This is a genomic window from Desulfosporosinus sp. I2, assembly GCF_000960765.1.
GTDB lineage: Bacteria > Bacillota > Desulfitobacteriia > Desulfitobacteriales > Desulfitobacteriaceae > Desulfosporosinus.
Genome location: NZ_JYNH01000320.1, coordinates 1 through 494, shown reverse-complemented (window position 1 = coordinate 494; position 494 = coordinate 1). Strand labels below are relative to the sequence as shown.

1 pseudogene is annotated in these 494 nt (G+C 37.9%); it reads left to right on the top strand.

Annotated features, from left to right (window positions below):
* Positions 1 to 317 (top strand): annotated as a pseudogene (locus UF75_RS29565) (IS4 family transposase); the annotation flags it as partial.
* Between the last annotated feature and the right edge of the window lie 177 nt (positions 318 to 494).

Below are 494 nucleotides of genomic sequence, written 5' to 3'. Positions count from 1 at the left end.
ATTTGACGATTAAGCATCTGTTTGGTAAGAGTAAAGCTGCCGTTGTGAATCAATTGGTTATCGCCTTAATTACCTATTGTTTGATGATGTTGGTCAAGTATAGATCAGCCTACCAAGGTCCTTTACTCGATATTCAACGACTCTTAATAACGTGTTTATACGAGCCTTTCACCTCCTTTGTGCAAAAGCTTCACAGGAAAGGCCCCCCAACAAAGGGACGCCAGCGACAGGATCATGAGCGGATCTACGAAAGAGCGTTAAAACAAGTGCTTTCTGGAGAGATGGATGACCTTTTCTATAGCAACGAGATTTTCTAAACACTCAAACAAATAAGTGTAAAAATGTGGATAAGAACTACCTCTTAGGTGGTAGTCAACTTTCTCGGAGAAAGAGAAAGTTATTGGTTGTATGTACCATTTAAGGATTATATAAGGAAATAAAATCTTTTCTGATTTCCTCTTGACAAGGACAAATTATTTTTATGCAACTCTAAT